Origin of the sequence: Pseudogracilibacillus amylolyticus (SeqCode), assembly GCF_051918545.1 — a bacterium.
Classification (GTDB): domain Bacteria; phylum Bacillota; class Bacilli; order Bacillales; family Amphibacillaceae; genus Pseudogracilibacillus.
Genome location: NZ_JBPPZG010000171.1, coordinates 1 through 8,758, shown reverse-complemented (window position 1 = coordinate 8,758; position 8,758 = coordinate 1). Strand labels below are relative to the sequence as shown.

The following is an 8,758-nucleotide window of genomic DNA, read 5'->3' as shown; positions in this document are numbered from 1 at the left end:
GCATTTTTTGTTTCAGCAATAGGAAGCTGTTCCGGGTTTAATACAAAAATAAATCCTGTTTGCTCGGCATCTAACATTATTTCCCGAACTTTAGCGAAGCGCTGTTGCCGTTCTTGTAGCACATCGAAAATAGGATCTTCCACCGGTTCCCCGTCATGCAATAAACGAGAATAATTTTCTTTTGTCTTATGACGTTTTTCAAGTAATCCTTGGATCCAGATGCCCATTAATTCAGGTAAAGAAAGGAGGCGGATCGTATGACCAGTCGGAGCTGTATCAAAAATAAGTTTATCAAAATTTGCACTCTCTTCTAATATAATTGAAATCAGTTTATCAAAAAGAGCAGCTTCATCTGTACCTGGGGATGCCTTTGCCGTATCCAATTGTCTGTGGACTTCTTCCATCATCGTTGGCTGAACCACCCCTTTAATGTTTTCTTTTACACTTTTAATATATTGAGCAGTTTCTTGTTCGGGGTCAATTTCCAGCGCATAGAGATTATGAGCAATTTTTGTCGTTTCTCCACCTATTTTTTGTTCAAAAATATGTCCAATATTATGTGCTGGGTCTGTTGATATTAATAATGTTTTTTGTCCAGATTGGGCGGTGCGTAACGCAATTGCTGCAGACGAAGTTGATTTCCCTACTCCTCCTTTTCCACCGACAAAGATAATTTTTTTATTTGAGATTTTCATTCGTATCACCTTATACCTTACATAATTTTAGGATGATCCTTATTTTTTGCACGGATAGCATGTAAGTGGATGAAAAATAATGATTGATTCGTTCCTACAAAATGCTGAGTGGCTTGAAAAGATGCTAAGTCGCTCTTACAACATGCTGAGTAGCTGAAAATGATGCGACGTCGCCCCTACAGCATGCTGAGTGGCAGTCAGCATTTAGAAAAATTTACGTTAATAATTAACAACAGCGAATTCCTGTTAGCGGCGACTTTTCCATCCCCATTCGTAAATGCCATTTATGAAATTCCTCAATCATATAAGGGTAAAGCTCTAACGTATAATAAAAAACAGGATTTGGAATTCCGATCATTTCTGAATAAAGAAGAAGGAGAAATAAATCATCTTCATCTCGAAGCTCGCGGGCAATTTCCCCTTTATGTGGTAAACTGATGACATCTTCATAATATTGAATGAGTTTTTTAATTTTGTCTAACATAGCGGAAAGCTCTCCTTTTACATGAAAAGAGGATCTGATTTATGTACGGATCCTCTTTTCAAATACCTATTAGCCCAGCCCTGTTTTATCTGAGTCGATTGGGTTTTTCCTCTCTTCGGACAACGCTTTAAATGCTGTCAACGCAATCCAAATCGCAAATACAAAGATGATTGCTCCGAAGACAAATAACAAATTATTTTGCTCTGATCCGAACCATGACCATTGGAAAACAACTTGTTGGAACATCGCAAGTAATGTCGTTCCAAGTACGAAAAACATCGGAATTAAGATGACGATATAATTTCTACCAAGACGACGTAGCCAAACGGCAATTAATAATAAACTAATTGCTGCTAAAAGTTGGTTAGATGTACCGAATAATGGCCAAAGTAAATATCCACCCGAGCCAAATCCTTGTGGCCCTTTAGGTAATAATACTAGTGCCGCACTCGATAATACTGCAACAGAGGTAGCAACATGTTTCTTTTCCAAAGCTGGTACTTTATATGCCATTCCGAGTTCTGCGATAATGTAACGCATTAAGCGAACGGAAGAGTCTAATGTCGTTGCAGCAAAACTAACAACAATAATCGATACAATGGTGACTGCAACATCCGTTGGGATCATTAACCCTTGCGCTAGTGTAGCTGCACCTTGGACAAAAATTCCAAGTCCTGCCCCATTCGCTTCTGTGAAACTACTATAAGTGGCAAAAAAGTCAGCCTTTGTGGCAAAAAAAGTAGTAACAGCTAAAATAGAAATTAACGCAAGAACCCCTTCTCCAACTGCTCCTAAATACCCTACAAATCTCGCATCCGTTTCTTTATCCAATTGCTTAGATGATGTTCCGGAAGAGACAAGACCATGGAAACCTGAAATTGCCCCACAAGCAATCGTTATAAAGAGTAACGGGAACCAAGAAACATCGTTCACCGCATTGGTTGCCGGTACAGTAATAGAAGGATTAGTAAATAACAAACCTAAATATAATATTCCAAGTCCCACAACAAGTTGATGTGAATTAATAAAATCTCGCGGTTGTAATAATTTCCACACTGGTAAAGTCGATGCAATATAAACATAGATCATTAATATCATAATCCAGATAAAAAATGCTGTTCCTACTGTAGAAAGTCCGAATAATCCGGTTCCATCCTCTCCACCCATATATTTCACTAAATCAATTTGTAAGAATTCCCATTTACTTGAAGCAATCGCTGCTGCATACATAATTAAAAGGGCAATTAACGATGGGACAAGCATTTTCTGCTGTCGTTTATAAACTGCATATCCAATCCAAACTGCTAGCGGGATTTGAATAAATACTGGAAACACGCTTGATGGATACGTAATAAATAAATTTGAAATTACCCATGCAAATACTGCGTTGACCATTAAAACTAAAATTAAAATGATAAAGAGAAATAAGATTTTCGCACGTTGTCCTATTAATTTGTCTGCAATGGTTCCAACAGACTGTCCGCGATTCCGTACAGAAAGAACCAATGTTCCAAAATCATGTACTCCAGCTGCAAAAACGGTTCCTAAGATGACCCATAAAAACGCAGGAATCCAACCCCAATATATAGCAATTGCCGGCCCTAGAATTGGTGCTGCCCCTGCAACGGATGTAAAATGATGTCCCCATAATATAAATTTATTCGTCGGGACAAAATCTACTCCATCTTCGTACTTATGTGCCGGTGTTTCATAGTTTGGGTCAAGTTTAAAGATTTTTTCTGCGATAAACTTTGAATAATAGCGATAACCCAAAGCTAGCCCAACCATACCGATAAGCGCTACTAGAATACCATTCAATTCCATTCCCCCTTCTTATTTTACTAGTTGATAAACTAGCAATATTCTAAATTAATAGAATTTATTACCGACATTGTAACAATCTATGAAATTTAATGCAAATTATTACAATTTTATGAACTCTTTTGATTGGAATAGTTTTTCTTTTGGTTACAGGGGAATTTGTCTAATAACTTTTGCAAGTTGTTATCATAAAGAAAAAACCGCACAATATTGTTGCACTGTGCGGTTTTGAAAATTTAGTTTTTCAAAATTAATTTTTCAAATTCGTTTAATTTTTCCTCAAATACATCGAGTGCCTCTAAAATCGGTTGTTTTGACGTCATGTCTACGCCCGCTTTTTTTAATACTTCAATTGGAAAATCACTGCTTCCGGCTTTTAAATAATTAATATATCTTTCAACAGCTACATCTTTTTCTGACAGAATTTGACTGGCAAGTGATGTTGCTGCTGAGTAGCCAGTTGCGTATTGATAGACATAATAATTGTAATAGAAATGAGGGATTCTGGCCCACTCAAGTCCAATTTGTTCATCGACGTTTACATGTTTACCGAAATATTTTTTGTTTAAATCGTAATAAATTTCCGTAAAGCTATCCGCTGTTAATGGTTCTCCATTTTGCGATCGCACATGGATATCATGTTCAAATTCAGCAAACATTGTCTGACGGAAAACCGTTCCACGAAAACCTTCTAGAAAATGATTTAAAATATACAGTCGTTGTTTTTCATCATCTAAAGACTTTAATAAATACTCACTTAATAATGCTTCATTACATGTTGAAGCTACTTCCGCTACAAAAATCGAATAATTTCCATAACGGTATGGCTGATTTTTTCTCGTATAATAACTATGCAATGAGTGACCTAATTCATGAGTTAACGTATATACATCATTTACTTTGTCTTGCCAATTTAACAAAATAAACGGATTCGTTCCATAAGAACCTGATGAGTACGCTCCACTTCGCTTCCCTTTATTTTCAACGACATCAATCCAGCGACTCTCGAATCCTTCTTTTAAAATATTCGTATATTCTTCACCAAGTGGGGCTAAACTTTTTAACACATAATCTTGTGCTTCATCATACGTAATTTTCATATCGACACCTTCAACGAGTGGCACATATAAATCATACATATGAAGATCATCTAGTCCGAGTACTTTTTTACGCAGTTCTGTATAACGGTGAAGCAGCGGCAATTTTTCATTAACGGCTTCAACTAAATTATCATAAACTGTTTCTGGAATATTATTCGTGTCTAGGGCGGAATGTCTTGCTGAACGGTAATTCCGGACTTTGGCATAAAAATTATCCTTTTTTACGTTTCCATTCAGTGTCGTTGCAAATGTATTTTTAAAACTTCCGAATGTATCATACATCGCTTCAAAAGCTGCTTTTCGTACATCCCGATCTTTTGATTCTAAAAACTGAATATAACGACCATGCGTTAGCTCAACTTCTTCCCCATTTTCATTTTTAATGAGTGGGAATTTTAAGTCTGCATTATTCAGCATTCCAAACGTTTGGGAAGGTGTTTGCAGTGCCTCAGATGCTTCAGATAAAAGCACTTCTTCTTTCTCACTTAAAATATGTTCTTTCTGCCTGATAATTTCATCTAATGTCTTTTTATATTCGTTTAATTCTTTTTTCTCATTTAGAAAATCTTTTATTTTCGTCTCATCCATTTTTAAAATTTCTGGAACGATATAACTCATATTACTAGATGCTAGTGTTAAAATACTTTCTGCTTTTTGATTCATCGCTTGATAAAATGTATTTGTTGTATCCTCATCATATTTCATGTTTGAATATGTATAAAGTTTTCCAAGTCGTTCGGAAATTTCATCTTGAAATCTAAACATATTATAAAGATTGTCAGCAGATTCATTCAATGTACCTTGAAATTCCTTAATTTTAGGAATCTCTTTATTTAAGGATTCGAATTCTGCTTCCCATTTCTCATCCGTCTCAAAAATAGTGGCTAAATCCCATGTTAATTCTACTGGGACTTCCTCACGCTTAGGAATTTCTTTCGTCATCTTAGTCATCTTAACAGTCCTCCTTAATTTTTCGATCCATTCTTTATTATAGTAATTTATTTAAAATTCATTCCCGTTCTCTCGTCCCATTATACATGAAAGCCTTTAAAAGTTCATCGTCTCCTTGTAAAGCTTCTTCAATATGATGGTAAAAGATTATCGGAGAGGTTTTAACATAATGATCAGTGGAAATTGGACGAACAATATTTACATGAGCTAATTGCGCTAAATATTCTTGGATTGGGCTTTCTTGTTTGAACTGAAAATGGCGGTTAAACTGCTGGACTTGTCGTAAGGAAAATGTATTGCCAACTTTAAGTGGGTGTAAAAAATCAATTATAAAACGGCTTTGCCAATTCCATGTAGGAAAGGCCAGTTGATATTGGGAGCGAATTGGTAAATGAACAATGGATGGGAGATGTTGAGGCGTGAAATTTTTTTCATAAAGCCACTTACGCCAAGCTAATTCTTTCCCGTAAACCCGAGAAGTTGACAGGCGAAATTTTCTTTTTTCTTTTCGCCAAAGTTTACATAGTTGAACGGAGGAAAAGCAGGACTTGGAAAAAAGCTCGGAAAAAGTAATTTGCCAAAGTGGCTTGAACCTAAACTGAGCTAGCGCTCGATTTCCACTTGTCATAATTAAATCATTCAAAATTGAAAATACTTTTCTCTGTGGGCAAAAGTAAAATAATGTTGTTGGAAGTGTAGGAGAGAATTGTCGAATGAACGTTGAGGTAAAAACATTTATTTTCAGATGGTTGGTGGAAGTTCGGTGGAATTGATTTCCGCCTAAAATCCAGATCGGTATAATATTTGCTTTTTCATACCCTTTGTTTCTTTTTTCTATCTGATTTATTGGGATCTCTGCACATTGATACTCGATGGCTATCCTTCGTTTCTTCATGTGAATTAATAAATCTGGGCGTTGATTTATTTCAGGTATATACGTCTCTAACTCTGCATTAATTCCTTGATTTATTAACCACTCATATAATAATAATTTTCCTTGCTGATGATATGCACCTTCCCCACCGTTGACAGAACAGTTGGAAGTTTTTTTATGGGCGAAATGCGGAATCACTTTAGGTCCTGCTCTTACAATAACAGTCTCCTTACATTCTGGACAGTAAAACTGTTCTTTCTTTCGTAAAAATTCGATCTGTTCTTTTGTGTAAATTGCCAATGTTACAGACTTTCCTTTTTTCGTTACCGCTCGAAGCACGAGTATGATCACATCCCTTTGTATAGAATTTTTATGGATTACCCATATACTATATATTTCGACATATTTACCTAAAATCCTGCAAAAAAAGCAAATAAAAAGACATTCTTTTTATCGAATGTCTTAAAAATCATTTAACCAATGTCTGCTGAAAAATGCTTTTTCATTTGTGAGAATACATTATCACTCATAATCATTTTTCCATATTCATCTAAAACATGATACGTAATATCTGATTCAGTACTATATTCTAACACTTGGCTTAAAATGTCTTCTTGGTATTCGAAAAGATCAGGTGAAATTTCAATGTACAAATAGTATTTGTCTTGATAATGATAAAGCGCAGTGACTAAATCCTCTGTGAATTCACCTTGGAAATCGTGGCTTAGCTGGATTACATCTTCTAATTCATTAAAGTGAGCTGTCATCCACAAGCTTGAATCATCATCAATTTCGTCGTCTTCATCATCATCTTTTTTACCTAATTTTTCTTCCAATAAACCTTTCGCCTTTTCATTAATTGTTATATCGAATGTATCGTCAATCTCATCAATGGAATCAATCGGAGCTCCACCTTTAGAAATTTGTGCTTTTGTTACGATAATTTCAAGTCCTTTTTCTAATGCTTGCACTTGTATCCATAGGGGACCTTCTACTGAAAAGTCTTCTTTGTAGTTAACCTCATCCATCATTTGCCAAAATAGTTGTTCACTACGTTCACGATTATACCAAATTTCTTCTCGTTCGAATCCACGATCCTCAATATCTACATAAGAGATATAGAATTTAACCGTATTTTCATTAATTCTTTCTATTTCCATTCAATACCTCTCCCTTCTATTAGAATAACTAAAGACTTGTTAAGCACCTTAAAAGAATGAGGTGGAAGAGATTACTCCAATAGTACATAATATTCCCTTAAAACCATTGTATGTTATTTTAATTATTTTGAAAATATTATTGCCTAATTTATTCATGAATCTTAATATACTATTTTACCTTATTTAAATCAATATTTCACTACTTTATTTCCGACAAATGTTTAAACATGCTAGCTATAAGATTAATTTGCGTAAATTTTTCAAAAATATTGGGGAGGTGTTATAGCTTATGGTTCTAAAATACAAAAATCGCAAACCAATAATAATTTTCTGGTTTGCGATTTTTAAAAATAATTCAGGGGTTAGTTGACCATTTTTTGTGCTTCTTTTAGTTGAAATGTACGTACTGTTCTTGGTAAGAAACGACGTATCTCATCTTCATTATATCCAACTTGTAGTCTTTTTTCGTCAAGTATTATTGGTCTGCGCAGTAAACCCGGATTGTTTTGAATCAAATCAAACAGATCTTTTAAAGGCAGTTGATCAATATTGACATCTAATTTTTGAAACACTTTTGATCTAGTTGAAATAATTTCATCTGTTCCATCCTCAGTCATTCGCAAAATCTCTTTGATCTCGTCCAATGATAGCGGTTCAGAAAAGATGTTTCGTTCCTTATAACCGATATTGTGTTCTTCTAACCATGCCTTTGCTTTACGGCAAGATGTACAACTTGGCGAGGTATAGAGTGTTACCATGTAACTTCACTCCTCATTTCTACTAAATATATCTTTATTGAACTTCTCATCAGATTTCTCTTCTGAGATTCCCAGGGGGCTCACTCCGTAGTCCTTACGGTGATAAAAAGTACCGGCTAATTCACTTATTTATTAGCCAATTGTATGTGACAAATATCACAATACAACGTACTTTTAAGATGTTATTATGCAATAGACGCCTTATCCGAACGCCAATTACATACGTAACCCTTAAGATGTTAAGGATTATTTTATTAAATAAGAATCAATTTAATTAAACTTTCATTATAAATTATACTATATTTGTCAAGCAAAAGGTAGAGCTTTTTGGAAAAAAATTGTCGCCTAATTTGAAATGTCATAATTCTGTTACAAACTGTAGCTACATACATATAGACTACCCATTTGGTAATTTAACTAAACATAGATTTTCCAAAATTTATCCAAACAATTTTCTGACAAATATGGTAGTAATAGTTTTTCCAAACTTATGAAAAATAAACCTAATTTTGTCAAAAAATGCGGGACAACTTATACTTTCACTTGCTTTCACCAATATCATAGTATATCATTTAATAAGGATTATAGGAAGAGTGTGAGGAGATTTTTTTGGCAGATGAGAAAGTATAAAACTTTCTTGACTCGCTCACTGGCTAAAAGCGCGACGTCCTGGGACTGCACTTTCGTTCGTCCCACCGTAAAGATTTGTCGGCAACGCCAGCACTAGCACGTCCTGTGCGTCGTAAGTGCAACTAAGGCTTGGTGATAAGCCAAGTTTTCTAAATAAATCTATAAATTTAAAGCAGAAGAACAATGGAGTGAATGGATTTTGAAAACGATATTTTCCGGCATACAGCCGAGTGGAACGTTGACGCTTGGAAATTATTTAGGTGCGATTCGGCAGTTCGTTCAATT

Annotated in this window: 7 protein-coding genes; all 7 read right to left on the bottom strand. The window is 35.0% G+C overall.

Annotated elements, in window-relative coordinates; all coding sequences use genetic code 11:
• A partial coding sequence (locus tag ACPYKA_RS15925; RefSeq protein WP_479543204.1) for an ArsA family ATPase occupies window positions 1–695 on the bottom strand: 695 nt, incomplete at its 3' end.
• A 226-nt stretch (window positions 696–921) separates the two neighbouring features.
• The gene (locus ACPYKA_RS15920) at window positions 922–1,179 is read right to left on the bottom strand and encodes a cory-CC-star protein (protein ID WP_479543203.1); all 258 of its coding nucleotides are present in this window, start codon (window positions 1,177–1,179) and stop codon (window positions 922–924) included.
• A gap of 69 nt (window positions 1,180–1,248) precedes the next feature.
• Entirely contained in the window at window positions 1,249–2,997 is a 1,749-nt protein-coding gene (locus ACPYKA_RS15915; RefSeq protein WP_479543202.1) for a carbon starvation CstA family protein, read from the bottom strand.
• Between the two features lie 239 nt (window positions 2,998–3,236).
• A complete protein-coding gene (pepF, locus tag ACPYKA_RS15910; protein ID WP_479543201.1) occupies window positions 3,237–5,051 on the bottom strand; it encodes an oligoendopeptidase F in 1,815 nt (604 codons plus the stop codon).
• Between the two features lie 58 nt (window positions 5,052–5,109).
• The gene (locus ACPYKA_RS15905; RefSeq protein WP_479543200.1) at window positions 5,110–6,264 is read right to left on the bottom strand and encodes a competence protein CoiA; all 1,155 of its coding nucleotides are present in this window, start codon (window positions 6,262–6,264) and stop codon (window positions 5,110–5,112) included.
• A gap of 134 nt (window positions 6,265–6,398) precedes the next feature.
• Complete coding sequence (gene mecA, locus ACPYKA_RS15900; protein ID WP_479543199.1) at window positions 6,399–7,085, bottom strand: adaptor protein MecA; 687 nt, start codon at window positions 7,083–7,085, stop codon at window positions 6,399–6,401.
• A gap of 362 nt (window positions 7,086–7,447) precedes the next feature.
• Window positions 7,448–7,843: a transcriptional regulator SpxA gene (spxA, locus tag ACPYKA_RS15895; protein ID WP_336260211.1), complete on the bottom strand. Its 396-nt coding sequence runs from the start codon at window positions 7,841–7,843 to the stop codon at window positions 7,448–7,450.
• Window positions 7,844–8,758 lie beyond the last annotated feature (915 nt).